This is a genomic window from Paenibacillus prosopidis (genome assembly GCF_003337375.1).
In the GTDB taxonomy this organism is placed as follows: domain Bacteria; phylum Bacillota; class Bacilli; order Paenibacillales; family Paenibacillaceae; genus Pristimantibacillus; species Pristimantibacillus prosopidis.
The window spans coordinates 183,982-208,322 of sequence record NZ_QPJD01000005.1 but is presented as its reverse complement, the minus strand read 5'-3'; the positions used below and the strand labels follow the sequence as shown (position 1 = coordinate 208,322).

General features: G+C 47.8%; 27 protein-coding genes. 18 read left to right on the top strand and 9 right to left on the bottom strand.

Features of this window, described 5'->3' with window-relative positions; translation table 11 throughout:
* The first annotated feature begins 57 nt into the window (after positions 1-57).
* Together DFP97_RS09450 and DFP97_RS09445 are read left to right on the top strand one after the other, a co-directional pair.
* On the top strand, positions 58-759 hold the full coding sequence (locus tag DFP97_RS09450; protein WP_114379751.1) for a GDSL-type esterase/lipase family protein: 702 nt from the start codon (positions 58-60) through the stop codon (positions 757-759).
* A 282-nt stretch (positions 760-1,041) separates the two neighbouring features.
* Positions 1,042-1,317, top strand: coding sequence for a hypothetical protein (locus tag DFP97_RS09445; RefSeq protein ID WP_114379750.1), 276 nt, complete (start codon positions 1,042-1,044; stop codon positions 1,315-1,317).
* Here the strand turns inward: DFP97_RS09445 and DFP97_RS09440 are convergent.
* Positions 1,309-1,503: a hypothetical protein gene (locus DFP97_RS09440; RefSeq protein ID WP_114379749.1), complete on the bottom strand. Its 195-nt coding sequence runs from the start codon at positions 1,501-1,503 to the stop codon at positions 1,309-1,311. The genes DFP97_RS09445 and DFP97_RS09440 overlap by 9 nt on opposite strands.
* A gap of 229 nt (positions 1,504-1,732) precedes the next feature.
* On the opposite strand from DFP97_RS09440, the gene DFP97_RS09435 reads away from it, so the two are divergent.
* The 3 genes from DFP97_RS09435 to DFP97_RS09425 all read left to right on the top strand — a co-directional run bounded on the left by DFP97_RS09435 (position 1,733) and on the right by DFP97_RS09425 (position 3,362).
* On the top strand, positions 1,733-1,942 hold the full coding sequence (locus DFP97_RS09435) for a hypothetical protein (RefSeq protein ID WP_114379748.1): 210 nt from the start codon (positions 1,733-1,735) through the stop codon (positions 1,940-1,942).
* A 94-nt stretch (positions 1,943-2,036) separates the two neighbouring features.
* Positions 2,037-2,654 (top strand): DNA-3-methyladenine glycosylase family protein, encoded by a 618-nt coding sequence (locus DFP97_RS09430; protein ID WP_114379747.1) that lies wholly within the window; start codon positions 2,037-2,039, stop codon positions 2,652-2,654.
* A 24-nt stretch (positions 2,655-2,678) separates the two neighbouring features.
* The gene (locus DFP97_RS09425; RefSeq protein WP_114379746.1) at positions 2,679-3,362 is read left to right on the top strand and encodes a DNA alkylation repair protein; all 684 of its coding nucleotides are present in this window, start codon (positions 2,679-2,681) and stop codon (positions 3,360-3,362) included.
* 39 nt (positions 3,363-3,401) lie between these two features.
* On the opposite strand, the gene DFP97_RS09420 is transcribed toward DFP97_RS09425, so the two are convergent.
* A complete protein-coding gene (locus DFP97_RS09420) occupies positions 3,402-4,583 on the bottom strand; it encodes an acyltransferase (RefSeq protein WP_114379745.1) in 1,182 nt (393 codons plus the stop codon).
* Positions 4,584-4,749: 166 nt separating this feature from the next.
* On the opposite strand from DFP97_RS09420, the gene DFP97_RS09415 reads away from it, so the two are divergent.
* A complete protein-coding gene (locus DFP97_RS09415; protein ID WP_114379744.1) occupies positions 4,750-5,523 on the top strand; it encodes a MerR family transcriptional regulator in 774 nt (257 codons plus the stop codon).
* Positions 5,524-5,665: 142 nt separating this feature from the next.
* Positions 5,666-6,628: a DMT family transporter gene (locus DFP97_RS09410; RefSeq protein WP_114379743.1), complete on the top strand. Its 963-nt coding sequence runs from the start codon at positions 5,666-5,668 to the stop codon at positions 6,626-6,628.
* 195 nt (positions 6,629-6,823) lie between these two features.
* Here DFP97_RS09410 and DFP97_RS30680 read toward each other — a convergent pair whose 3' ends face one another.
* From DFP97_RS30680 to DFP97_RS09405, 3 genes are all read right to left on the bottom strand, one after another.
* Positions 6,824-6,976, bottom strand: a complete 153-nt coding sequence (locus DFP97_RS30680) for a hypothetical protein (protein WP_181873455.1) — start codon at positions 6,974-6,976, stop codon at positions 6,824-6,826.
* Positions 6,977-7,028: 52 nt separating this feature from the next.
* On the bottom strand, positions 7,029-7,196 hold the full coding sequence (locus DFP97_RS30675; protein ID WP_181873432.1) for a hypothetical protein: 168 nt from the start codon (positions 7,194-7,196) through the stop codon (positions 7,029-7,031).
* 93 nt (positions 7,197-7,289) lie between these two features.
* Complete coding sequence (locus DFP97_RS09405) at positions 7,290-8,150, bottom strand: AraC family transcriptional regulator (RefSeq protein WP_181873431.1); 861 nt, start codon at positions 8,148-8,150, stop codon at positions 7,290-7,292.
* A gap of 149 nt (positions 8,151-8,299) precedes the next feature.
* On the opposite strand from DFP97_RS09405, the gene DFP97_RS09400 reads away from it, so the two are divergent.
* From DFP97_RS09400 to DFP97_RS09370, 7 genes are all read left to right on the top strand, one after another.
* On the top strand, positions 8,300-9,130 hold the full coding sequence (locus DFP97_RS09400; protein WP_114379923.1) for an amidohydrolase family protein: 831 nt from the start codon (positions 8,300-8,302) through the stop codon (positions 9,128-9,130).
* The gene (locus DFP97_RS09395) at positions 9,127-10,623 is read left to right on the top strand and encodes a tagaturonate reductase (RefSeq protein ID WP_114379741.1); all 1,497 of its coding nucleotides are present in this window, start codon (positions 9,127-9,129) and stop codon (positions 10,621-10,623) included. The genes DFP97_RS09400 and DFP97_RS09395 overlap by 4 nt, the downstream gene beginning before the upstream one ends.
* Positions 10,616-12,121: a UxaA family hydrolase gene (locus tag DFP97_RS09390; RefSeq protein WP_114379740.1), complete on the top strand. Its 1,506-nt coding sequence runs from the start codon at positions 10,616-10,618 to the stop codon at positions 12,119-12,121. The genes DFP97_RS09395 and DFP97_RS09390 overlap by 8 nt, the downstream gene beginning before the upstream one ends.
* Before the next feature lie 26 nt (positions 12,122-12,147).
* Positions 12,148-13,092 (top strand): aldo/keto reductase, encoded by a 945-nt coding sequence (locus tag DFP97_RS09385; RefSeq protein ID WP_114379739.1) that lies wholly within the window; start codon positions 12,148-12,150, stop codon positions 13,090-13,092.
* A gap of 15 nt (positions 13,093-13,107) precedes the next feature.
* Positions 13,108-14,121 carry a zinc-binding alcohol dehydrogenase family protein gene (locus DFP97_RS09380; protein WP_114379738.1) on the top strand — a complete coding sequence of 338 codons (1,014 nt, stop codon included), beginning with the start codon at positions 13,108-13,110 and terminating at the stop codon, positions 14,119-14,121.
* Between the two features lie 216 nt (positions 14,122-14,337).
* Entirely contained in the window at positions 14,338-16,206 is a 1,869-nt protein-coding gene (locus tag DFP97_RS09375; protein ID WP_114379737.1) for an ABC transporter ATP-binding protein, read from the top strand.
* Positions 16,193-17,902, top strand: a complete 1,710-nt coding sequence (locus tag DFP97_RS09370) for an ABC transporter ATP-binding protein (RefSeq protein ID WP_114379736.1) — start codon at positions 16,193-16,195, stop codon at positions 17,900-17,902. The genes DFP97_RS09375 and DFP97_RS09370 overlap by 14 nt, the downstream gene beginning before the upstream one ends.
* A gap of 146 nt (positions 17,903-18,048) precedes the next feature.
* Here the strand turns inward: DFP97_RS09370 and DFP97_RS09365 are convergent, their stop codons facing one another.
* Complete coding sequence (locus tag DFP97_RS09365; RefSeq protein ID WP_114379735.1) at positions 18,049-18,459, bottom strand: Lrp/AsnC family transcriptional regulator; 411 nt, start codon at positions 18,457-18,459, stop codon at positions 18,049-18,051.
* Positions 18,460-18,624: 165 nt separating this feature from the next.
* Here DFP97_RS09365 and DFP97_RS09360 point away from each other — a divergent pair, with 165 nt between their 5' ends.
* Both DFP97_RS09360 and DFP97_RS09355 read left to right on the top strand, forming a co-directional pair.
* On the top strand, positions 18,625-19,389 hold the full coding sequence (locus DFP97_RS09360; RefSeq protein ID WP_114379734.1) for an MBL fold metallo-hydrolase: 765 nt from the start codon (positions 18,625-18,627) through the stop codon (positions 19,387-19,389).
* Positions 19,390-19,543: 154 nt separating this feature from the next.
* Entirely contained in the window at positions 19,544-20,386 is an 843-nt protein-coding gene (locus tag DFP97_RS09355; RefSeq protein WP_181873430.1) for an MBL fold metallo-hydrolase, read from the top strand.
* Between the two features lie 187 nt (positions 20,387-20,573).
* Here DFP97_RS09355 and DFP97_RS09350 read toward each other — a convergent pair whose 3' ends face one another.
* The gene (locus DFP97_RS09350) at positions 20,574-21,002 is read right to left on the bottom strand and encodes a DMT family transporter (RefSeq protein WP_114379732.1); all 429 of its coding nucleotides are present in this window, start codon (positions 21,000-21,002) and stop codon (positions 20,574-20,576) included.
* Positions 21,003-21,028: 26 nt separating this feature from the next.
* Positions 21,029-21,727, bottom strand: a complete 699-nt coding sequence (locus DFP97_RS09345) for a cyclic nucleotide-binding domain-containing protein (RefSeq protein ID WP_114379731.1) — start codon at positions 21,725-21,727, stop codon at positions 21,029-21,031.
* Between the two features lie 171 nt (positions 21,728-21,898).
* Here DFP97_RS09345 and DFP97_RS09340 point away from each other — a divergent pair, with 171 nt between their 5' ends.
* Positions 21,899-22,360, top strand: coding sequence for a divergent PAP2 family protein (locus tag DFP97_RS09340; RefSeq protein ID WP_114379730.1), 462 nt, complete (start codon positions 21,899-21,901; stop codon positions 22,358-22,360).
* 168 nt (positions 22,361-22,528) lie between these two features.
* On the top strand, positions 22,529-23,329 hold the full coding sequence (locus DFP97_RS09335) for an alpha/beta hydrolase (protein ID WP_114379729.1): 801 nt from the start codon (positions 22,529-22,531) through the stop codon (positions 23,327-23,329).
* Positions 23,330-23,339: 10 nt separating this feature from the next.
* On the opposite strand, the gene DFP97_RS09330 is transcribed toward DFP97_RS09335, so the two are convergent.
* Positions 23,340-24,293: a TRM11 family SAM-dependent methyltransferase gene (locus DFP97_RS09330; protein WP_245976071.1), complete on the bottom strand. Its 954-nt coding sequence runs from the start codon at positions 24,291-24,293 to the stop codon at positions 23,340-23,342.
* Positions 24,294-24,341: the final 48 nt, after the last annotated feature.

Below are 24,341 nucleotides of genomic sequence, written 5' to 3'. Positions count from 1 at the left end.
CGATCGTTCCCTTTTCTTATGAAAGCGTTGAAATTTTACAAACGGGAGATGAGGAAGATGGAAAAGGAACGGTATCCGATGATCCGCCCGGAGCATTCCGGTACGGTTTACTCCGGAGAGCGGAGAGCGGAACTGGATTTGCATAACGAGGCGCTGCTTTATCATCAAGTACCGGTTGATTTTGTTTTCATCGGAGATTCGATTACGCATTTCTGGGATGTGCATACCCATTTCAATCAATCGGGGATGAAAATCGTGAACAGGGGAATCGGCGGAGATACGAGCTCCGCCGTTCTGAAGCGGTTTGATGCGGATGTGATCCAATTGAAGCCGCAATATGCGGTCATCAAGATTGGCATCAATGACACCTGGACGCTTGATGCGCAAAATCCGCTGGATCGCTTGAATGCTGAACAGATTGAGCCCACGATCGTAACAAATATCGTTGAAATGGTCCGTATCGCCCGTGAGCATAGGATAATCCCCATTCTATGTTCAATTCTTCCGAACGGCATGACGAATCACGATTCAATGGAAATCAGAAACCGTCTGATTCGCAGGATCAACGAACAGCTAAACGCATATTGCTCCCGGAACAATCTGATTTATGTTGACTATCATAAAAGAATGTGTGAACCGGACGGACTCACGCTTCGGAGCGAGCTGACCTATGACGGGCTTCACTTGGACATATTCGGATATAACGTTCTCGCGAAAGTTTTGCAAGGAGAGCTTTCTAGACATGGTATTGCGCTATGATCATTCAACAGTGCTCTAATGATTATGGACGGTAATCAAGGACACTCCTTTACGACCGAAGCTGCCAGTGATGGCGGCTTTTTAATCTTTTCCAACTAATAGTCTGTCAACGTAATAAAAACCTTATTGATTACTTCTGAGCAGAGCGAAACTACATGAATTTTTTTAACTATTGCGAAATAATAATTCAAAAAAATGAATTGGTAACTTTAGGAAATTTAATGACAAGAAAGTGGTGGTATAAATTCCACTAAATGATTTTTTAGACGGGAGTCATATGAAATGAACGACTGGTTAATTGGATTATTAGTTGGTTTAGGATTAATGTTGGTTGGAGGTTCTAAAGCGTACGACGATATTCAAGGCGCAATTAGACATGCAAAAGAGTATGGGGAATACAAGTCTTCAAATATGACCCCATTTTGGTATTTGATATGGGGGTTTATAGTGGATAAAGCTATAAATTGGAACTTTAGTACAATTACATCTATATTGACTTTCTTAATTGGAATAATTGTGGTTGCAATCTCTTTGTTTAAGTTAGCAACTTCATTGTGAATCTGTGAACTCTTTAGTCTTAATTGAAGCTTTTAGAGAGCTCAATTCATCTTTAAGGGAAGCTACCTCAAGGTTTAAGTTTTCAACAGACTTTGCAAGGTCTGAATCTTTTACAGCCATGAGTGAAATGCCGTAAACAGCAATAAAGAAGAATAGTAAAAAAAAGATAACTATAATAATCCACATGGTATTGACCTCGTTTCTAATCTAATTTGCTCAGGTTATCAGAAGGCTAATGCGTATACAAGTGGAGGATAAACCCAGATTCCAGCTAAAAAAGCGACTCCTATTTCATTGTTTAAGCTCGCATATTAGTTGATGGATAAAAATGTGGTCTTACTAATGTTTCATTTTCACCCTGCTGGTTATATAGAGATTAAGAAAACAAAACAACCAGTTGAAAGGGGACATTACAATGAACAAAACAGTAAAAAACCGCAGCACAGCCAAACTGATTTTAATCGCTGCCATGAGCACGGTTATCGTCTTTACCGCCTCCGCTTGCAATAACAATACGGATGGGAATAACGACGGCAATACGAATGTAACAAGTGAGGAGGAGTCGAATAACGCTCCCGCATCTAACGCTGATCCGACGGTAACCGACGAGGTTACTACTCCTTAATGAATATAAATTCCGATTACCTTGCTCGTTTCGATATCTTGCTATTATATTCGAATATTCGTACATATCGAGCCTGGTGAGGTATATTATTGTTATGGGAACCGTTAAAACAAAGAATTTTGACTACGGGCAAGAAGAAATAGATTACTTAAAAAGCGTTGATGCAGCGCTTGGGGCAGCGATGTCGCGAATGGGAAGGGTCGAACGTGTCATCATTCCCGACCTGTTTGCTGCGCTCGTATATGCTATTGTGGGCCAGTTGATTTCGGTTAAGGCCGTCCATACCATTTGGGAACGAATGCAGGGTCAATTTGGAGAAATCTCTCCGCAAAATATGGCCATGCAGAGTGCCGATGATATTCAAAAATGCGGTATGACGATGAAAAAGGCAGTTTGCATTCAAAATATTGCCCAAACCATATCGCAAGGCGCTTTTCAATTGGAGGAGCTTCATGGCATGTCAGATGCAGAGGTTATCAAAGAGCTGATGACGTTAAAGGGCGTTGGCAAATGGACGGCCGAAATGCTGCTTATCAACTCAATGGAGCGCCGCGATGTAGTCAGTTGGGGCGATATCGCCATTCGCCGCGGAATGATGAAGTTGTATGGTCATCATAATCTTACGAAAGAGCAGTTTGAACAATACCGTCTTCGATACTCCCCATTAGGCTCAGTTGCTTCTATATACTTGTGGGCAATTTCATTTGAATAAAATCAAGCGACAAGGAGTCATTCCGTGGAACTAACGATTAAAGAAAAGTTATTTGATTGGGCTGACCGGGAGTATCAAAAATTTTCAGCGGCACTGATTCCGAATATCAATAATGTATTAGGTGTCCGGCTGCCCATGCTGCGCAAGCTGGCCAAGCAAATTGCAAGAGGGGATTGGCGTACCTATCTTGAACAGGCCGAAAGTGAGTATTTTGAAGAAACCATGCTGCAAGGCATGGTCATCGGCTATGTAAAAACAGATATCGAAGAAATCCTTCGATATGTCGCTGATTTTGTCCCTAAAATCGATAATTGGTCGATATGCGACAGTTTTTGTACGGGGCTAAAGTTCACCAATACGAATAGGAAACAAGTATGGGATTTTCTGCAGCCCTATCTATTGTCCGACAATGAATACGATATCCGATTTGGCGTGGTGATGCTTCTTGATTTCTATATTGATGAAGAATACATTGGTAGAGTGTTACAGCTGTTGGACGGCATCAAGCACAAGGGTTACTATGTCAAGATGGCGGTTGCTTGGGCACTATCCATCTGTTGTGTGAAGCTTCCTGAACCTACAATGATCTACTTAAAAAACAATTCGCTGGACAATATCACCTACAACAAAGCGCTGCAAAAGATTACAGAGTCTATACGCGTGAATCAGGAAACAAAAAATATGATTCGCGGCATGAAACGAAAATAAAAATAGACCACCTTAACCAAAGTGGTCTATTAAGTCATTCTATGCTTCAATACTAGGCTGCTTCGTCGCTCCGGGCTTCTTCTTTGACGGAAGCGGGCCGAACAAGATCCAATGCCACTTGAATGGTGCGCATAACGAGACGAAAAGCCATGGGATGAGCATCGCCAGCACGAAGCCGCCTGCTGCCCATAAATGGAAAATAATCGAATTTCCTCCCACATTGATCTCTCTGTAAATATACAGCACAATGGGATGAATCAAATAGATGCCGAAAGAGGTAGCTCCGATATGTATAAGCGCTTTGACGGCCGTTTGATTCCACGCATCATAGATCCAATAAGACAGTTGGATGAGCACGATGCCCGCAGTTACGCAGTGTACCTCGTTTATCAGCTCGAGCAGCTTTGAACTCATCATAAATCTTCCATCCATATAAAACCGGTAATATAGATATACTTCAGCCAGGCTGGTCGTCATAAACAACGTCCACAATACGATCCACGCTGTTATTTTTTGCGGGGAAGCATGCTGCTTCGTTACTTTAATCCAATCGACAAGCTTCATATAATAAATACCAATAAACGCCCCTGCCGCAAAATAAAACATATAAGTAAACGCATAACTGCCGCGGTTGATAAGATCGAACACATTGGCAAGCTTATAAATAAACAGCCACTGCGTCATAAGACCAATCCATACCATATGCTTGCCGAGCGCCGGAAACCGTTTGACCGCATACAGCATGAACGGAGCGAGTACATAAAATTGAATAATAATGACGACAAAATAAAGATGCGTATACGTTTTGCCAATGAGCAGCTTCTCAAGGAAGCTCCATGAAGTAAAGTAGCCTATAAACGTTTGTACGTCAGTAAAGCCGAATTGGACCAGTCTGGTCGCGCCAAAATAGAAGAACGAAAAAAACAGGAACGGAATAATAATTTTGCCCATTCGTTTTTTATAAAAGCCGCCGATCGTTTTTGCCGTAAACGATTTGTCGTAATAGTTGTAAAACAGGACAAAGCCGCTTAAAAAAATGAAAACAGGCACCGCGAATTTGGAGAAAATGTTTAAAAAGACGTACAGCGGGTACAGCGTGGAATGGTGATCATAGCGGACCACGATCGATGATGTGGCGTGAATCATAACGACCGCCATGATGCCGAATGCTCTAACGATATCGAGCTCGGGCAAATACGGTCTTTTTGCAGCTTGTGCCATTTCAATCCCCTTGTTTTATGCAGAATGAGTGCGGTGTGTTCGATCCCTCGAAAGCCGCTCTCGCTATTATACGGTCATACCCAATTTCAGCCAATACTTTTATTTTTTTGACCATTGACTCTAACGTTGCGTCATAGTTTAGCATAATGATCAAGAGGTGATTGCGATGTACAAAATAAATGAAGTAGCGAAGCTTGCAGGTATCAGCGTCCGAACGCTGCACCATTACGACAGCATCGGTTTGCTTAAGCCGGCCGAGGTAGGGGATAACAGCTACCGGCTGTACAGCGAAGACGATTTGGCCCGTCTGCAGCAAATTTTATTTTTCAAGGAGCTGGAGTTCCCGCTGCAGGAAATTAGGGCGATTCTGGATAACCCGGGCTTTGACCGACGGAAAGCGCTGCATACCCATAAGCAATTGCTGGAGCAAAAAAAGCATCGCCTCGAAAACATTTTAGCGTCGGTTGAACAAACGCTTCAATCGATCGAGGGAGGAAGAACCATGTCAAAGCAAGAGATGTTCGAGCCGTTTGATATGAAGAAAATCGAGGAGCATCAGAAGCAGTATGAGCAGGAGGTGAAGGAGAAATACGGGCATACGGATGCGTATAAGCAATCGGCCCAGCGAACGGCTGCCTATAAGGAAGAGGACTGGAAACGGATCCATGCCGAAAGCGAAGCAATTTATCGGGGCATTATTGGCGCTATGCACAAAGGTCCTGCAGACGAAGAGGTTCAGAAGTATGTGGATCAATTCCGAAGCCACATCACATCCGCTTACTATGACTGCACGCCGGAAATATTCCGCGGACTTGGCGATTTGTACGTCTATGATGAGCGCTTTACGAAAAATATCGACAAGTACCAAGACGGCCTCGCTGTATTCCTGCGCGACGCAATGCATGTGTACTGTGACCGTTTGGAGGCCGGTAAGAAGTAAGCGTGAGGTTATGAAACAGAATTTCCTAATATGAAAATAGCCCCTTTCCTTAAAGACAAAATCAATTCCGCTTGTTATGATAAGTACTGTTCTGTTTATCATTAGCAACGGCTTGATTTAGGGAAAGGGGCTTTTTCCTCTTATGTGGCTCACTTATTCGGTGTTCGCCGCCATATGCTTTGGCTTGCGGGGGATCCTGTATCACTGGACGAGTCAAAAGCCGGTCAACCGCAATTTATTGCTTTGCGGTACATTCAGTATGGGAGCTCTGGTTAACATCCTGTGCGCGCTTACCTTCTCATCCAATTGGACGGCTGCAGCGCTTATCGGGGTGCAGATGGGACTGTTTTCATTCGGCGCGAATGCGAGCATGTTCAAAGGCTTCGCGGTTGGCAAGGCATCGCTCGTAGCGATTTTAACGGCGCTGCCCTCGGTCGTTGTCGTTATTATCGCCTATGCGCTCTGGGACGAGAAGCTGCATGCGATGCAGCTCATCGCATTTGTCATTATCATTGCCGGCGTATTGCTAGTCCGGCTCTCAAACGATATTTCGCTTAGCAATTTGCAAGGCGCGCAGTGGGGCTTGCTCGCTATGCTGCTGTTCGCCGGGAATGATTTGTCGGGCAAGTGGTCGACGATCATGGAGGCTGATCTGTTCGCGACGATGTTCTACATGTTTATGACAGGAGCGATCTGTTTTGGCATCTGGTGGCTGCGCGATTTGCAGAAGGAGCGTAGGGCGAGCGGGGAGCGGAGCAGGAACGGGTTAGCGCTTCAAAGCGCAGGCTCTGCGGGCAGTAAGGTACATGTGTCGCAGTATATTCCTGGTGAAACAGCGGAAAAAAACACTGTCGTATGGAGCGGTAAACGGACGTTTCTCATTGGCCTTGCAGTTGGCACGACGAACGCGTTCGGCATGATGCTGATCGTGACGGCGTTCGACCTCGGCAAAGCCGGTCTCGTATCGGCTGTTACAGCGCTTAATGTACTTATTGTGCTGCTCTATACGCGGTTTGTCGTGAAAGAACGCTTTACGAAAGCTGAGATTACAGGCATTACGCTTGCTTTTGCGGGAATATTGCTGATGCGGCTGTTTGGAGCGTAAGCAGACGTCGCAGGCGTTCAAGCAGGACTCAAACAGAGCGAGAAATTAGTTCTATGTTCCGCCGCTGATCCTCGAACAGGAAAAATAACAAAAAAAGGCAGCCCCTTAAGGTCATAGTTCACAGACCACAGAGGTGCTGCCTTTTTACTTGGCAGATGAAATAAGACTGCTGAATAACGTTAACGTTACTTATTATTACGGACGAATCCGGACGACAGCTACATCGGACGCGTTGATTGCAAAGGCGTTGCCGTTTGATCCGACGGAGGCGCTTGCTCCTTGCTTGAATTTAATTTTCGTGTTGTCTTTCTTAACTTTACCAAAGTTTATAGAAGATTTTTTTGCCATTTCTTCACCCCCTTTCATGCATATGGGCATGAGAATACCGGGAGAAAAACAGCTAGCGGCGTTTACGTTTTGACTTCTTCAGAATTTGCACGTTTAAAGCATTGCTTGCGAGCACGTTACCTTGTTCCGCATTAGCTGCCGCTAATTGATTAATGTTGATGACGATATAGGTGTTTTTCCCGACGCGATACTTATACGTTTCTACTTTAGACCGTAACATGGATGACCTCCCTCAAAGTAAGATTGAGTGTGCTATAACAGCTTATGAGGGAGGAGGACAAACTGTATCGGCGATTAATAACCGTCATTTGAATCAGTTTTCGTTCTTTTTATAATGGGCGGGGGTCATCCCGGTCAGCTTCTTGAACATGCGGTGAAAATGGGGAAGGCTTTCGAAGCCGCATCGCTCGGCAATATCAGAGATGTTCGCGTCTGTCTCGATCAGCAGCTCTTTAGCTCGAATAATACGTTTTGTCGTGACGTATTCCGTAACGTTTAGTCCGGTCAGCTTTTTGAACGCGCGGGAGAAATGGGCAGGCGTTACGGAAGCTTGTTTTGCAAGCTGGGCCAAGCCAAGAGGGCTGCCCGGGTGCTCGTCGATGTAAGTCAAAATGCCTGTCATCCAGCTTGGAAGGGCAGTCGAGACTGCTTGATTCTCATCAGTCGGGTTTATGGTCCGGCCGAGGAGCAGCAAAATTTGTTGAAGCTGCAGAAGGATAGCCTGACGATAGCCTGGCTTCTTGTTCGTTTCCTCCATATGGATGTTTTCGATCAGCATGACCAATTGCCGCTTCTCATCAGCGCCTGCCGACAGCTTATAGGCTTTCCGGCGTTTGGCCTGCTCGAAGCAGCGCAAATAAGAGAAAGAATCGCCAAGCGGCGGATTGTGCACGAGTGACGCGTTGAAGAACAGGGCGGTTGATGTTTTCGGATCTTCCGGATCGGGAAACGAACGGTGAATCGTGTTGCCGGGTATCATGAAAACATCGCCCGGTACGGCATCATAAAACGTTTGATCAATAAAAAAAGTGCCCTTGCCGCTGTAAATAAAAACAACCTCGTACCAATCATGGAAATGGTCGGGCAGCTCGTTTTGAGCGCTTTTCGTATCCCGGTACACGCATTCGAATGGAAAAGCGGTCATTGCATCGAATTTTTTGCGATACGGATTCATTAGGAGCACCTCATTCGCAGTGTTAATCAGCCTGATTGTAGCAAATATCAAAAAAGAGTACAAATAAGCTATTATTGAATATTTCATGCATGGATATTGTTTTTTATAATGAAGGAGATAACGAATCTGCTAGAAAAGAGGCGGACTGGATGAGAGTGGATGCGCATCAGCATTATTGGAGCATTGAGCGGGGGGATTACGGCTGGATTACGCCGGATATTCCGGTGCTGCACCGGGATTTTTTGCCGGAAGATTTGGAGCCCTATATAAAAAAATATAAGCTGGATGGCACGATTGTCGTGCAAGCGGCGGCGACGCTTGCGGAAACCGATTATTTGTTAGCGCTAAGCGAAACCTCGGATACGATTCTGGGCGTGGTTGCGTGGCTGGATCTTGCAGATCCTGAATATGTTAGCCATTACAAAAGATTCGCGGAACATCCGAAGTTTGTCGGGTTCCGTGTCATGATACAGGAGATGCCCGATGCGAATGTGGTGCTTGAGCCGGGCTTTGTGGAAGCGCTCACTTTTTTTGCGGAGCAGGGTGTGCCGGTCGATCTGCTCGTCGTCTCGCATCAGCTTGGGCCTGTAGTCGAATTGCTGGATCGGGTGCCTAACCTTCGCGCTGTCATAGACCATATCGCAAAGCCTAGAATCCGGGATGGCGTTATGGAGCCTTGGAAGAGCCAGATGAGCCAAATCGCTTCGCACCCTAACCTGTACTGTAAACTTTCGGGCATGGTGACGGAGGCTGATCATAACAGCTGGAAGCCATCCGATTTCACCGGATATATCCGGCATGCGCTGGACGTGTTCGGGCCGGATCGGGTCATGTTTGGCAGCGACTGGCCGGTGTGTCTGCTTGCGGCAAGCTATGATGAAGTTGTTGATGTATTGCAGGAGGCCATACCTGATTCCTGGACGGAAGACAATCGGCAGCGGTTATTCGGACTAAATGCGAAGGAGTTTTATAAAATATGACAACCTTGAATCGTAGCCGGTTGAATGGGGAACAGTTTGCTGCCTATGAAGAGGTGAAGGGAAGCCCGATTACGGTGCTGCAAATCGGAGAGGGCAACTTCCTGCGCGGTTTTTTCGATTGGATGATTCACGAATGCCGCAAGCAGGGGCTATATGAAGGAAGTATCGCGGTAACGCAGCCGCGGCCTGGCGGCAAACCGAAGATTGATGCCCTGGCCAGTCAGGACGGCTTGTACACACTGGTCATACGAGGTTTGGAAAATGGCGGGAGCGTGCAGCGGAAAGAGGTCATTTCCGTGTTCGGACAAGTGTTCGATCCCTATTCGAATTGGGATGCTTATCTTGCGCTGGCAGAGAGCGCTGATTTGCAGATCGTCGTATCGAATACGACGGAAGCGGGACTCGTTTACCGACCGGAGGCGCTCGTTGAGGGGCAGCCGATCCAGTCATTTCCCGGCAAGCTGACGCAGCTGCTTTACCGCAGGTTTACGTTTTTCGAGGGTGATCCGCGCCGCGGGCTCGTTTGTCTGCCGTGTGAGCTTTTGGAACGCAACGGGGACGAGCTTCGCAGCTGCATTTTGAGCTATAGCGATGATTGGGGTTACCCTGAGGCGTTTAAGCGGTGGGTCGTAGAGCATAACCGGTTTTTGAATTCGCTGGTAGACCGCATCGTTACCGGCTACCCTGACGAAACGCAGGCGGAAGCCTGGTTCAGCGAATGGGGCTATTCGGATCCGATGCTGAGCACGGCCGAGCCTTACCACTTGTGGGCGATCGAGGCAGAAGCCGGGCTTGAGGAGCTGCTGCCGCTGCGCAAGGCGGGTCTTAACGTGCACTGGGTAGATGATCTGAAGCCGTTTCAGCTGAGAAAGGTGCGAATATTGAACGGGGCGCACACGTTGATGACGCCGCTCGGACTGCTGCATGGAATAGAGCAGGTGCGTGAAGCGATGGAGCATCCGGTTCTGGGGCGGCTCGTACGCGAAACGGTGGAGTCGGAAATCATTCCTTCGCTGCCGATCGCTGAAGACGAGCTGAGGGAGTATGCCGCAGACGTGTATGAACGGTTTTTGAATCCGTTTATCCGCCACCGGTTAGCTGACATCGCGATGAACAGCTTAAGCAAATTTAAGGTTCGTCTGCTTCCGTCGCTGCTCCACTATTCGAAGAGCAATGCGGCTTTGCCGGATGGGCTGGTGCAAGGCTTTGCCGGCTTGCTGCGCTATTACCAGGTAAAGCGGTCGGATGCGGGCTTTGAAGGAACGACGCTTGGCGGAGCTTCCTATAGCGTCCGTGATGATGCGGGCATGCTGGAAACGATCGCGGCTGTCTGGTCTGAGGCGGACGAACAGTCCTGGCCTTTAGAGCAGACGGTTCAGAGACTGCTTAGCTTGGAAAGTGTCTGGGGACGCAACCTGGCTGAGGAGTGGCCGGAGCTAGCGGTAGAGCTGAGCGCAAAAATAGCGGAAATGGAGAGGCAAGCCAATGAATAGCTGGATTCGATTGCATGAAGACGATCACGTGGTCATCGCGCTTCAGCCTTTTGCCAAAGGAGAGAAGCTGCTGCTTGGCGATAAGACTGAGCTGGAGCTGCTGGACGATGTGCCGAAAGGACACAAAATTGTAACCCATGCGGTTCAAAAAGGCGATGACGTGCTGAAGTTCGGCTATTCGATCGGCAAAGCGAAGGAGGACCTGGAGCCTGGACGATGGGTGCATACGCATAACATGGGCACCGGTCTGAAGGGGTTTCTTGACTATACGTACGAGCCCGGCAAGCAGGAGAGTACGAGGTATGCTGCAGCCGATGCCTATAAAACGCGTACATTTCAAGGCTACATCCGCGACAACGGCGAGGTCGGCATTCGCAACGAAATATGGATCATTAACACGGTTGGCTGCATTAACAAAACGTGCGAAATCGTGGCAAGACGAGCACATTCTCTTTATGAGGGCCGTATCGGCGGCGTTTATCATTTTGCCCATCCGTTCGGCTGCTCGCAGCTTGGCGATGATCTGGTGCATACGCAGAAGCTGCTGGCATCGCTCGTCAACCATCCGAATGCGGCGGGCGTGCTCGTTATTGGTCTCGGCTGCGAGAACAATCAGATCGATTCGTTCAAGCAAGCGATCGGTGAGCATAACCCGGAGCGAATTAAGTTTCTGAAGTCGCAGGAGGCGGAGGATGAGATTGAGGAGGCATTAGAGCTCATAGATGGGCTGGTGGAATATGCCGAGCGCTTCAAGCGCGAGCCGGTGCCTGTATCGCAGCTAAAGCTTGGTCTGAAGTGCGGCGGATCGGACGGCTTGTCAGGCATTACGGCGAATCCGCTTGTCGGTTCGGTTTCTGACCGGTTGATCGCAGCGGGCGGAACGGCCATTTTGACCGAGGTGCCGGAAATGTTCGGGGCCGAGACGATATTGATGAACCGTGCTGCAGACGAGCAGGTTTTCGGTAAAATCGTACATTTGATCAATGATTTTAAGCAGTATTTTATTAGGCATGATCAGGAAATTTACGAAAACCCTTCTCCCGGCAACAAGGCGGGAGGCATTACGACGCTGGAAGAAAAATCACTCGGCTGCACGCAGAAGGGCGGCCATGCGATTGTGCAGGACGTCGTTCCTTACGGGGAGCGGATTACAAGCAGCGGGTTAAATTTATTGGAAGCGCCGGGCAACGATCTTGTGTCGGTAACGGCACTGTCCGCGGGCGGCGCGCATATCGTCCTGTTCACAACGGGAAGAGGAACGCCGTTCGGCGGTCCGGTTCCTACGGTTAAAATCGCGACGAACAGCGAGCTGGCCGGCCGCAAGAAAAATTGGATCGACTTTAATGCGGGGCAGCTGCTTGAGGACAAGAGCATGGAGTCACTCACGGATGAACTGTGGGAGCAGCTCATAAGCCTCGCCTCGGGCGAGACGCAAACGCATAACGAGCGCAACGGCTTTAAGGAAATCGCGATTTTCAAGGACGGCGTTATTTTATAAGACTTTATAATTAGGAGTGGTTGTGCATGAAATATCGCAAGCTTGGAAAGACGGGGCTGGATGTGTCCGTGCTTAGCTTTGGCGCGTCTTCGCTCGGGTCCGTTTTCAGGGAGACGGATGATGCGGAAAGTGTGCGTACGGTGCATACGGCGGTAGATATGGGCATTAATTTGATTGACGTCTCGCCGTATTACGGCTTAACGAAGGCGGAGACGGTGCTGGGCAAGGCAATTGCCGGGCTTCCCCGGGACCGGTTTATTTTATCGACGAAGGCCGGCCGCTACGGGGCAGACCGCTTCGATTTCTCTGAGCAGCGGATTATTAGCAGCGTGGACGAGAGCCTGCAGCGGCTGCGGACGGACTATATTGATCTATTATTTTTGCATGATATCGAATTTGTCCCTTTTGAACAGATTGCAGAGGGCGCGTTCCCCGCGCTGGATAAGCTGAAGCAGCAGGGGAAGATCCGTTTTTCCGGCGTCTCGGGGCTTCCGCTTGCCGTATTCGAGAAATCGCTTGCCTATCGGGAGCTGGATGCGGTGCTTTCATACTGCCACTACTCATTAAATGACTGCTCTTTGCTCGAGGTTGTACCGCTGCTTGAGCAAAAGCAGGTTGGGCTGGTGAATGCTTCGCCGCTGTCGATGGGGCTGCTCAGTACGCGTCCGGCCGCTGATTGGCATCCTGCCGGAGCCGGCATTCGGGAGATTTGCAAGAAAGCGGCTGAGCATTGCGCCGCGAAAGGCGCCGATATTACGAAGCTGGCGGTGCAGTATTCCACAGCTAATGACCGAATACCGACGACGCTCGTCAGTACCGCTAATCCGGACAATATCCGCAAAAATATTGAATGGGCAACCGAGCCGATCGATGAAGAGCTGCTGAACGAGGTGCTGACAATTTTGGAGCCGATTCATAACCGGAGCTGGACTAGCGGAAGACCGGAATATAATACGAATATTGTCTTGTAAAGGGAGAGCTGCAGGGTGAGAGCAATTGTTTGTGAACAAGTAGATCAGCTGCGGCTGGTCGAGCAGGAGGAGCCGGCTTTGCAGCCGGGAACCGCTATCGTCCGCATTCGCCGAATCGGCATTTGCGGCACAGATTTGCACGCATACAAAGGAAACCAGCCCTTCTTCACCTATCCGAGAGTGCTTGGGCATGAGCTTGCCGGTATTGTGGAGCAGGTGGATGATCCGAACGGCGCAATCAAAGCCGGTGATCAGGTCAGCATCATACCTTATATGCACTGCGGAACATGTATCGCTTGCCGCAATGGCAAGACGAATTGCTGCACGGATATGAAGGTGCTTGGCGTTCATATCGACGGAGGCATGCGGGAACGAATAGCTGTTCCCGTATCGCATCTGCTCGTTACGAACGAGCTTACATTAGATCAGGCTGCTGTGCTTGAGCCGCTAAGCATCGGAGCGCATGCGGTGCGTCGATCCGGCCTCCAAGCGGGAGAGACGGCGCTCGTCATTGGATCAGGCCCGATCGGGCTTGGGGTTATGGCATTTGCAAAGCATCAAGGAGCACGTGTCATCGCTATGGACATTCAAGAAGAGCGGCTGGCATTCTGCCGGCAGTGGGCGAAGGTGGATGAAACGGTTCATGCGCTGCATGGCGGGAAAGAGCGACTCGCGGGATTAACTGACGGTGAATATCCAACAGTCGTTTTCGATGCGACAGGCAATGCGAGATCCATGACCGATGCCTTCGGTCTGGTCGCTCATGGCGGCAGGCTTGTCTATGTCGGCTTAGTGAAGGCTGATTTATCATTCAATGATCCTGAGTTTCACAAGCGGGAAATGACGCTTATGGGAAGCCGCAATGCGACGATGGAGGATTTCGCTGCCGTTCAGGCGGCCGTCCAGAGCGGCAGTATAGACGTGGACAGCTACATCACGCACCGCGTACCGTTTGCGGAAATGATCAATCATTTCGACAGCTGGCTGAAGCCGGAGTCGAAGGTAATTAAAGCGATGGTGGAATTATAACCAAGTCATAGCCACTATTATAGAAAGTCCGGTAAAAAGGCGCGTTAGGCCTTAGCCGGGCTTTCTATTCGTTTGTCGATATCATTCAGAGAATCGTGAATTTTATGAAATTTCTTCGTTGACAAATATGGGAGCCGGATTTATGATAGGTAGCTAACTGTCAGAAATTGGGCTGAGTAACGAAAAACGACAAGGTGAGGTAAGGGGGGAATTACCATGCAAGCGACGGGAAATCTCAGGGAAGCGGAAGCAAAGAGAGAAACGAAAAATACGGAACGAAAGGCTGATAAGCAAGCGGATAAAGCGAGGCATAAGGCTGAGCTCGACCAGTCGAAACGCTCCTACGTGTGGGCGGTTAAATTTTTAAAGCCGTACAAAAAGAAAATAGCGGCACTCGCGGCATGCGGCACGATGGCGGTCATTGGAGAGACGTTAACGCCGAAAATGATCCAATATGTAATCGACTATGTTGTCATAAACAAAGACACGTCTTTGTTTATTGTTATTTTAGCAGCGCTTACAGCGGTCAATTTACTCATGCTGATCGCCAAAAACTATCGCAACCTGCTGCAGCGGACGATCGGAGAGCTCGCCTCCCGCGATATGCAAACCGCTATTTTCAAGCATTTGCGCAAGCTCGGCTTCGCTCACTACGAACGGCATCCGGCAGGCGAGACGCTGTCGATGTTCAACTCTGAAGTAGCGTCGGTTCAGAAAATTTACCGCAACTACTTGCCGGGCGTCATTGATAATATGCTGTTCATCACCGTTGCTGTTGTGCTGCTGCTAAGTATAAGCGGCTGGCTGTCACTCATCATGCTGCCAACGTTCGCCCTATATTATTTGTTCGGCCCGTATTTCGAGCGGAAAGCGGCGCTCAATGGCCGAATGTCCGGTCAAAAGCGGATCGCTTATAACCAGGTCGTGTACGAAAGCATTTCAGGCATGCGCGAATTCCGCGCCTTCGGATCGCAGCCATGGTACCACGGCCGCACGCTGGAGAGGCATAGAAATTGGGCGCATTATTACTTGCTAAGCGCAACGTTTGGCTTTGCGAGGGGAAGCTTCCGGCGGTTTACGTTTTATTTGGGCGCCATTGCGCTCTTTATTACCGGGTACTACTCCCTGCAAAATAATTGGATTTCGTTAGGCGGCTTCATCGCCTTCACCCTCTTATACATGACAACGATGTTCCGCCTCACGCTGCTCGTCACGCTGCTGACCGAGCAGAAGCTCATCATTCACCAAACGATTCCGCTCTATCAATTCATGCATAAGCCGATCGAAATCGATGATCCTGCCCATCCGTTTCCGCTGAAGGAAGTTCGCGGCGGATTGGCGTTTGAGGACGTCTGCTTTCAGTATCCGGGGCAACCTCCGGTTATTAACGGCTTCTCGCTGACGATTAAACCGGGCCAGAAGGTTGCTTTTGTCGGAGCTAGCGGCAACGGAAAAACGACGATGTTCAAAATGATCGGCCGCTTCTACGATCCTACATCCGGCGTCATAAAACTGGATGGCGTACCGATTAAGCAGCTGACGCTGGAGCGGCTCCGCGAATCGATCGGATACGTGTTCCAGGAAACCTACTTATTCGGCTCCTCGGTAAAGGAAAACATCCGATTCGGCAAGCCGGATGCCAGCGACGAAGAAGTGGTCGCAGCAGCCAAAGCGGCTTATGCGCATGATTTTATCATGCAGCTGCCGGAAGGCTACGATACGCTCGTCGGCGAGCGGGGGATGAAGCTGTCCGGCGGACAGAAGCAGCGCATTTCGATTGCGCGGATGTTCGTAAAGCAGCCTGCTATTATTTTGCTGGATGAGGCGACCTCTTCACTCGATAATGTTAGTGAATATGAGGTGCAGCGTGCGCTCGATGAAGTGCTGGTGAATCGGACGACGATCGCGATCGCGCATCGGCTGTCGACAGTGAAGCATTTTGACAAAATTGTCGTTATCCATGAAGGACGTGTCGCTGAGTCCGGAAGCTATGAGGAGCTAATCGCGCGCAAGGGGCTGCTCTATCAGCTGGAAGCAGGGCAAATCGAATCAACAGAAGGGAGGGCAGCGCATGAAATATATTAAAATCTTTTGGTCGAACTCCATCATGCTTAGAGGCACTTATTTGATCGCGCTGCTCTATCTTGCGCTGGAGTCGGTATCCAACTATACGATTGTGTATGTGCAAAAAATATTAATCGATGACGTGTTCACCAATGGAAAATACGAGCTGATGCCTGTAGTTATCGGTGTTTTCGCGCTTGCGGCCATCGTCTACTCACTCATGTTCACGATGACGAGCCGCAGTCTCGTCCGCAATGAATTTGCGGTCAGCCGTTCCTTGCTCTCCCGAATGCTGAAGCGCATAGAGAAAGTACCGGTTGAACGGTTTCAAAACGAACGGACCGGCAAATACGTCTATACGTTTACCCAGGATTTGTTCGTATCGGCAAGTGTTATTGGCTGGCAGCTCCCACGTGGAATGCAGGAGACGTTGAACCTGTGCATCCTCATGGCGATCATAGGCTTTTCCAGCCCAATCCTGCTGCTTATGATCGTCGGTCTTTGCGCCATTTACGTGTTGATCGGTTATTATTTTACGCCCAAGCTGAAGGCAGCGGCAAGACAGGTAGCGGAGAAGCGCGCCGCGCTGCTTGTACAAATTGAGGAAGGCGTCGCTTCTACGCGCGAGGTAGTGGCCTACCACCGGCTGAAATGGGAAGAGAAGCTGTACAACAAAATGTTTGCTGATTATTTCGAGCAGGTCATGGCCGAAGGAAGACTCGTGAACCGGCAAATCAGATACAGCGATCCGATGAAGTGGGGCATTGGCATTTTGGTGCTAGGCTATTGCGGTATGCAGCTCATTCATGATCAGATGTCGATCGGCACGTTTGTTATTTTGTTCCAGTTTTCGACGCAAATGTCGGATTCGTTCTATAACTTTTTTCAATTTATCATGGGCCTCTCCTCACAGCTGGCCAATGTCGATCGCGTGCAGCGCATTTTGGAGCTGGAGCAGCATGATGACGGAAGCCAGCAGCTGGATAAGCCGATGGAGCGGCTATCTTTTCAAGAGACGAGCTTTCGTTATGCGTTGGATTTGCCGGAAGTCATTCGCGGCTTCTCCGCAGAGCTGCCGATCGGCCGGAAGATTGCGTTTGTCGGAACGAGCGGCGGCGGTAAATCGACGATTGCCCAGCTGTTAATTCGTTTCTACGGTGTAACGGGAGGGGCGATTCGGCTGAATGGAATTCCGGTCGATCAGTTTAACCGCGAGCAGTGGACGGATAAAGTTTCGATCGTATTTCAGGACCCGTACATGTTCTCGGATACCATTCGCGAGAATCTGCTGCTCGGCAGAGACGGCTTAACGGATGAAGATATGGAGGAAGCTTGCCGCATCGCTCAAATTCACGAGTTTATCGCTGGGCTGCCGGATGGATACGATACGAATATAGGGGAGCGGGGCATCAAGCTGTCCGGTGGGCAGCGGCAGCGCATTGCAATCGCAAGGGCGATCGTCAGCGACCCTGATATACTGGTGCTCGACGAAGCTACCTCAGCGCTTGATTTGGAGACGGAACGATATCTGCTCGCCGCGCTTGAAGAGAGAAGGCAAGGGCTGACGACCATTATGATTGCTCACCGACTCTCAACGATCGAGAATGCCGACATTATCTTTGTCATGGATCAAGGCGCTCTCGCGGAAACAGGCACCCACCACGAGCTGCTCTCAAACGGCAAAGTGTATCAACAGCTACTGAGGGCGCAGCCCTAAGGCTATATCTCCTTCAAACTAACCAAAATTGAAAAAAGAGCAAAAAGAAGGTGCAGAAATGCACCTTCTTTTCGTATTTAAGGAAAATAAAGTTTTAGATTTGAGTTTGAGGTTACGAGAGCGGTTTATTCGCATTAACCATTTCACTATTTATTAATAACAATCGTTAATTTATAGTTTGCATGCTCGTTTAGGTCTACTAAGAATTGATCTAATGATTCATTAGATGGAAATTTACATTCTAGAAGATAACAACCATCCCCACTAATTTTATAGTTATTTAATATATATTTCTCTTGTGTTTTTATAAATGAGAGATATGGTTGATGATAAGTGCTTTTTGTATAGATATTAATCAAAGCATGTATAAAAAAACCTAATTTAGCTTGATTAACTTTAATGGTATAACCTTCAATCACCCCGTTATCTTCCAATTTAGCAACTCTAGTTGCGGCTGCTTGTCCAGTCAAATGAACTTTCTCTCCTAATTCTTTCATCGTGATACGACTATTTTTAGATAACTCTTCTAATATTCGCATGTCTGTTTGATCCAACAAGCAATCACATCCTTTTCGTAAATCTAAATAATCGCATTTTTGACCATTTGCACAAAAAGAATTTCAAAATTCAAGTCAAACTCTTAAACGACTTGATTTTATCTATGTAAAAGTTAATAGCTCATCATATAAACTTAATAAATAAAAAGTAAAGGAGCTAAGAAAATGAAAGTAACACAAATTAGAAACGCAACTCTGGTAGTTGAATATGCAGGAAAGAAGTTTTTAATTGACCCATTTTTAGCAGATAAGGGCACTTACCCGCCTTTCCCCAATTCGTTAAGACAAGATCAATTTAATCCTTTAGTTAACTTACCCACATCACTAGACAATATTATAAATGTAGATGCTGTAATTGTAACTCATCTACATTTAGATCACTTTGATGATGTTGCCAAAGAGGTATTGCCAAAAGATATCAAGCTGTTTGTACAAAATGAAGAAGATGCCAATGAAGTTAGAAACGCTGGTTTTCAAAATGTTGAAGTGTTAAAAGAAGACACAGTCTATGAGAATATCCAATTGATTAAAACAAAAGGCGAGCACGGAAGAGGAGAAATATTAAAATTTGCTGGTAACGTTTGTGGCGTTGTATTCAATCATCCAAATGAAAAAACTTTTTATGTAGCTGGAGATACTGTATGGTATGAAGCTATTCAAGAAGTGATCGATGCACATAAACCAGAAATCATTGTTGTAAATGGTGGAGATAATCAATTCATTGAAGGCGGTTCTCTTATGATGGGGAAAGATGATATCTATGAAGTTTATAAGGCTGCCCCTAACGCAAAAATTATTGTTAGCCATATGGAAGCTGTAAATCATTGGACATTATCAAGAAATAAATTAAAAAGCTTTATTCATGAAAAAGGAATCTCCTCTAATGTTTTAGTGCCAGAGGACGGCGAATCATACACATCCGCAAGCTGATACTCCTTAACATGACCGAGAAGAGGCGTCCAATGATCTGGAGCCTCTTTTTGCTTTTCCATCGTTTAAGCTTGGTATGATGACAGTATTTTGCGGTACAATTTAGATGAAGCAGATTATTCAAAAATTTCGAACTCAAAGGATGAGCAGAAAAATGAAAGTATACAAAAGCGGTAAAGCGCTTGAGCATCAAATAGCGCAGACGGAGCTGCCGGAGCAGGCGTTAGCGCTGTGGGCTCTTGGGCAAGAGGGTTTTCTTGTCAAATGGAAGCAGAAGATGATACTGTTCGATCCGTATTTGACGAACTGGGTCTATGAGCTGAGCGGATCTCCTTGGTCGCGGGCGTTCGAATCGCCGCTGCAGCCGTCGCAATGCTTGGACGTCGATTATGTCGTCTGCTCGCATCACCATGAGGATCATATGGACAAGCTCACGCTGCAAGCAATCGGACAATCTTCGAAAACAAAATTTATCGTGCCCAAGGCACATCTCTCTTTAGTAAAAGAATGGGGCCTGCGTGATGAGCAGCTAATCGGCATTTCGCACGGGCAGTCCCTGGAGCTGGGCGACGGACTTAAACTGGAGGCGTTTGCGGCCAAGCATGAGCAGTTCGAGCAGGATGAAGCAGGTGAGCATAAATATCTTGGCTTCGCAGCATACTTCGGCAGCATTCGTCTATACCATTCTGGTGACACGATCGGATTCCCTGAGCTCGTTACTTGGCTGCAAAGCAGACAGATTGATATTGCGATGCTGCCTATAAATGGTCGAGATTTCGTGCGAAACGAGCAGGGGATAGTCGGTAATACCAATTATCGTGAGGCCGTTGAAATAGCGGTGCAAATCAATGCTGACCTGCTAATTCCGATGCATTATGGCTTATTTCCGCACAATGATGAGAATCCGGCTTACTTCGTCGATTACCTGTATCGTAACTATCCTGCGAAGAAGTTTCATATGTTTGCGCCTGGCGAACGTTTTATTTATATGAAGTAAGGCATCGGCTTATTATTGAAGTAGTTTCAATAATCAGTGAAGTAAAACTCATTATTAATCTATTTTTAAAGCAATTATATGTTATTAGTGAAGAAAACCTCACTCTCCGTGAAGCTAGGTTCATGATGAGTGAGGTTTTCTTCACTTTTCGGTTTAAAGGAAGACCACGATATGAAGGAAGATACCTTTACTTCAGCTTAAACACCGCGACCCCGGCAATCATGATGCCGATTCCGATCAGCTTGTTGGCAGACAGCGGCACTTTATCGACTCCGAATAGACCGAGGCTGTCGATCAGCAGTGCTACAAGCAGCTGCGTAATGAGCAGTAGGGCTACCGAATAAGCGGGGCCTAAAGCGTTTATACCTTGCATGACTGAGAAAACAATGATAACGCCGCACGCGCCACCGATCCAATAAAGCTTATTGACCGTATAGAGTTTTGACATGCTGCCGTCCTTTAGGATCAACATTATAATTAGCGACAGTGCAAAGCCGGTACCGTGCACCCATGTGTTCGTAAACCAGAATCCTGCCTTTTCGCTTAAGCGAGTGTTGAATACGCTTTGTACGCTGATAAGTATCCCGGCAAGCAGTGAATAGATAATGCCCATCATGCGAAAATCCTCCTCCTAATAAGTAGCTAGCTGTATAGATTGCCGCTGGCAAGCTCTTTAAGCCGCCCCATATCCCGAATATAGATGGTGCCGCGCTTGCGCTCGACAATGCCGTCAGTAACCAGCTGTGTAATTACCCGGTTCAAATGACGGTAGCTGGTACCCAGCATCTCAGCTACTTCCGTCAGTTTCTCTGTCTTCATTTCTTCTAATTTAGGAGAAAGAGGATCATCAGGCGTTATCGAGATCAGGTAGCTTGCAAAGCGATTTTCCACCGGATACAGCAAATTGAGACTGGATGCGTTTGAGACGTTGTAGAGCTTATGGCTCAACTGCTTGATGATAAACGTAAGGAAGCCGGGATTTTGAAAAGCCGTGTCGCCCATATCGTCAACCTTCAATGCCAAAAACATACTTTCACCCATGGACTCCACCATACATCGAACGGGGTAGCCGGTCATCAGCTCCATGTCTCCGATCGTCGCAAGCGGCTCGTTAAATCGCAGCAGTACCGATTTTCCATTTGGAAGCGTCGTATACACCTTGATTTTGCCCTTTACCAAAAGGAACAAATGATCAAGCTGATCGCCTGCCGAGCAGACAGCCTCACCCTTTTCATAAGCAAGCAGAGTCATCTTTCCGATCGTTCCCGCATCAAAAATAGCATCCAGCTTATATTGGCTGACATACTCCCCAATGCGTTCCTTGTTATGAATAGTTTTCATGATTCCTCCGTTGTACCCGTTTATTATTTTAGAAACCAACTGAGCTATTGAAAAGGACATATGTCCTATTGTATCCAAAAATAGCATGGAAGCATTAGCGGAAAAAACGGCATGATATTATTCAAGGCAGGGTAAACTGACGGTGAGTGAAGACTGGAGGGTTGATCCGTTGTGTCGAACAGAGGACTCGGGACAGCACTTATCGCTGTCGGCGCTGCGCAGCTGTTAAAGCTGCCTATACACTATGCTAATACGGGAAAATGGGATGCTCGAAAAATAGTCGGTTCAGGCGGTATGCCAAGTTCGCATTCGAGCGGTGTATCGGCACTTGCCGTATACACGGCAACCAAATACGGCGTGAAGACGCCGGAATTTGCAATTTCAGCTATGCTTGGCATTATTGTTATGTACGATGCAATGAACATTCGAAGACATGCGGGCGAAATAGCCATTCAAGTCAACGATCTGGACGCTGATGTGGAGAAGCTTGCGGGCCACCATCCTGGCGTGTACCATAAGCGCCGCCGTGAAAGATTGAAGGAGAGCTTGGGACACCAACCCCGGGAGGTTGTCGCAGGTTCGTTGCTCGGAGCATTGTTCGGTTTCCTCGGAGCGGTTACAGCATCTAAGTAGTTATAATAAAGGCTTTGGCGGATTTGAAGCCAAAGCCTTTGTTACATAAGAAGACTAATATCATGAATGCTGCTTGAAAATGTAAAGATTTTGATAGCCGGGTTTATGCGTTAATTATATAATGGCAGAAGATGTCATTATATATGCAGTATGGGAGGCACATGGAGGATGAAGGAGCTATTGTTATGGCCAAATGGAGCGCCGTATGCGGAAGGAGTCTCGGATGAGGATTGTCCGGCTATTACACCGTATCTGGTCGAAGGGAAAAATCGTCCAGCGGTTATTGTGTGTCCAGGCGGCGGGTATGGGAGGCGCGCGCATCATGAAGGAGAGCCGATTGCAGAATGGCTGAACGGACTTGGTATTTCGGCATTTGTTTTGCGTTACCGAGTAGCCCCTTATCAATACCCTTGCGCGTTGCTGGATGTTCAGCGGGCCATTCGAACTGTGCGGCATGAAGCGGAGCACTTCCGAATTAATCCGGATAAGATTGGCGTACTTGGCTTTTCGGCCGGCGGGCATTTGGCGGCGAATGCCGGGACGAGCTTCAACAGCGGGAAAGGAAACAAAGCTATCGAGGATGACATTGATCGTCAGTCCGCCAAGCCAAATCTTCTTGTGCTTTGTTACCCTGTAATAACAATGAAAGATCCGTTCGCGCATACTGGCTCTAGAGAAAATTTACTTGGGAAAGAGCCGGAGCCCGGGAAGGTGGAGCAGCTCAGCAACGAACTGAACGTGTCCAAGGATACGCCGCCGACTTTTATATGGCATACTTCGGACGATGCTGGCGTTCCCGTCGAGAACAGCTTAATGTTCGCTGCAGCGCTAAGCAAACATAATGTGCGTTTTGATCTTCATGTTTTCGCGAAAGGAAAGCATGGTTTAGGACTGGCGGAGGAGGAAGAACATACAAACGGCTGGACGGACGTATGCGCTTCATGGCTTGCGTTTAACGAGTTTAAATAATCGCATGCAATTAGGAGCACACTATAATTTGTCTGGTAAAATTGCCTTTTTGGGCAACGCAGCGGTCTTGTATGGCAAAACCTGCGTTTATAATCATCTCGTCGAGGTGATCGGCGGTAATAATAACGGCCTTGCTTGCGATACGGCGGGCGTGCAGCAGGAGAGAAAGCTGTTCTTCCGGCGTAGTTCTGGAATAATGATTGTAAGGCATGTCGATAATCGCGACATCGTAACGTTCAGAGACATCAGCAATATTGCCGCATACGACATCTGCCATCAGCCCGAAATGAGCCATGTTCTCAACGGCACCGCGGATGACAAAAGGATTAATATCCCGCCCGACGATATCGATGCCCATGGAGAGTGCCTCAATAAGTACCGTCCCTATGCCGCAGCACGGATCGATAGCTTTCTTTCCGAGCGGGTTCGGTACGGCAATGTTAGCCGCTGCGCGGGCTAAGCGGGTACTAAGGGCAATGGAATAATTACGGGGCTTGTGCATGTGCTGAAGCCAAACGGATTTGCTTTTTACATAATTACCGAAATACCAGCGCCCACCCAAGGTGATAATGCCAAACACATAATCGGGATTATGCACGTCAGCCTCTCCTTCGATATGCATGCCGATTTCCCGCTCAATTACGCGCTGCTCATCAAAATCTATTTTGTTCGGCAGCGTCAAATCATTCATTTTTACGAAAATGACTTTAAACGTCGCGCCGGATAATTGGATATGTTCGACCTGCTTCCAAATATGCGGTAAGCTGCCGCCTTCGTACATGACTTCAATGCGTTCTTTTAAGAACGGACTTCGGTCAGGGTGGATATCGACAGGACTCATCAGTATATTGGAATGTGATTCTTCACCGAAGAATGAACGCATTTCCAGTCGGCATAACGAAAGCTCTTCCTTGCGATGACCGAAGGTATAAATAAATAACGGTGATTGTTTCGTATTTTCCAGTGTAGTCTCATCCTTTGCAACAACGTGTAGAAGCTTTTATTATACTTC

Coding starts and splice junctions, on each gene's coding strand:
- DFP97_RS09370 (WP_114379736.1), top strand. CDS start 16,193: ATGAAATATATTAAAATCTTTTGGTCGAACTCCATCATGCTTAGAGGC.
- DFP97_RS09430 (WP_114379747.1), top strand. CDS start 2,037: ATGGGAACCGTTAAAACAAAGAATTTTGACTACGGGCAAGAAGAAATA.
- DFP97_RS30680 (WP_181873455.1), bottom strand. CDS start 6,976: ATGGCAAAAAAATCTTCTATAAACTTTGGTAAAGTTAAGAAAGACAAC.
- DFP97_RS09445 (WP_114379750.1), top strand. CDS start 1,042: ATGAACGACTGGTTAATTGGATTATTAGTTGGTTTAGGATTAATGTTG.
- DFP97_RS09435 (WP_114379748.1), top strand. CDS start 1,733: ATGAACAAAACAGTAAAAAACCGCAGCACAGCCAAACTGATTTTAATC.
- DFP97_RS09390 (WP_114379740.1), top strand. CDS start 10,616: ATGAATAGCTGGATTCGATTGCATGAAGACGATCACGTGGTCATCGCG.
- DFP97_RS09415 (WP_114379744.1), top strand. CDS start 4,750: ATGTACAAAATAAATGAAGTAGCGAAGCTTGCAGGTATCAGCGTCCGA.
- DFP97_RS09420 (WP_114379745.1), bottom strand. CDS start 4,583: ATGGCACAAGCTGCAAAAAGACCGTATTTGCCCGAGCTCGATATCGTT.
- DFP97_RS09450 (WP_114379751.1), top strand. CDS start 58: ATGGAAAAGGAACGGTATCCGATGATCCGCCCGGAGCATTCCGGTACG.
- DFP97_RS09375 (WP_114379737.1), top strand. CDS start 14,338: ATGCAAGCGACGGGAAATCTCAGGGAAGCGGAAGCAAAGAGAGAAACG.
- DFP97_RS09350 (WP_114379732.1), bottom strand. CDS start 21,002: ATGATGGGCATTATCTATTCACTGCTTGCCGGGATACTTATCAGCGTA.
- DFP97_RS09355 (WP_181873430.1), top strand. CDS start 19,544: ATGAAAGTATACAAAAGCGGTAAAGCGCTTGAGCATCAAATAGCGCAG.
- DFP97_RS09405 (WP_181873431.1), bottom strand. CDS start 8,150: ATGAATCCGTATCGCAAAAAATTCGATGCAATGACCGCTTTTCCATTC.
- DFP97_RS09440 (WP_114379749.1), bottom strand. CDS start 1,503: ATGTGGATTATTATAGTTATCTTTTTTTTACTATTCTTCTTTATTGCT.
- DFP97_RS30675 (WP_181873432.1), bottom strand. CDS start 7,196: ATGTTACGGTCTAAAGTAGAAACGTATAAGTATCGCGTCGGGAAAAAC.
- DFP97_RS09410 (WP_114379743.1), top strand. CDS start 5,666: ATGTGGCTCACTTATTCGGTGTTCGCCGCCATATGCTTTGGCTTGCGG.
- DFP97_RS09400 (WP_114379923.1), top strand. CDS start 8,300: ATGAGAGTGGATGCGCATCAGCATTATTGGAGCATTGAGCGGGGGGAT.
- DFP97_RS09345 (WP_114379731.1), bottom strand. CDS start 21,727: ATGAAAACTATTCATAACAAGGAACGCATTGGGGAGTATGTCAGCCAA.
- DFP97_RS09360 (WP_114379734.1), top strand. CDS start 18,625: ATGAAAGTAACACAAATTAGAAACGCAACTCTGGTAGTTGAATATGCA.
- DFP97_RS09385 (WP_114379739.1), top strand. CDS start 12,148: ATGAAATATCGCAAGCTTGGAAAGACGGGGCTGGATGTGTCCGTGCTT.
- DFP97_RS09395 (WP_114379741.1), top strand. CDS start 9,127: ATGACAACCTTGAATCGTAGCCGGTTGAATGGGGAACAGTTTGCTGCC.
- DFP97_RS09335 (WP_114379729.1), top strand. CDS start 22,529: ATGAAGGAGCTATTGTTATGGCCAAATGGAGCGCCGTATGCGGAAGGA.